At 57.3% G+C, this 279-nt stretch carries 1 protein-coding gene; it reads left to right on the forward strand.

Features of this window, described 5'->3' with window-relative positions; genetic code table 11:
- Nucleotides 1-258: aldehyde dehydrogenase family protein (locus EOS_RS42915; protein ID WP_047898331.1), on the forward strand; the 258-nt coding region annotated here is incomplete at its 5' end.
- Nucleotides 259-279 lie beyond the last annotated feature (21 nt).

A 279-nucleotide genomic window follows, 5' to 3' on the forward strand; every position in this document is an offset into this window, starting at 1 on the left:
CGCCGCGCTAACGATACCGACTACGGCCTGGCGGCGGGCATCGTGACAGCGGACCTGAACCGCGCGCATCGCGTCATTCATCAGCTGGAAGCGGGTATTTGCTGGATCAACACCTGGGGCGAATCCCCGGCAGAGATGCCCGTTGGCGGCTACAAACACTCCGGCATTGGTCGCGAGAACGGCGTGATGACGCTCCAGAGTTACACCCAGGTGAAGTCCATCCAGGTTGAGATGGCTAAATTCCAGTCCATATTCTAACCAGGAGGTTTATTTGCAATT

Origin of the sequence: Caballeronia mineralivorans PML1(12), from assembly GCF_001028175.1 — a bacterium.
Lineage (GTDB): Bacteria > Pseudomonadota > Gammaproteobacteria > Burkholderiales > Burkholderiaceae > Caballeronia > Caballeronia mineralivorans.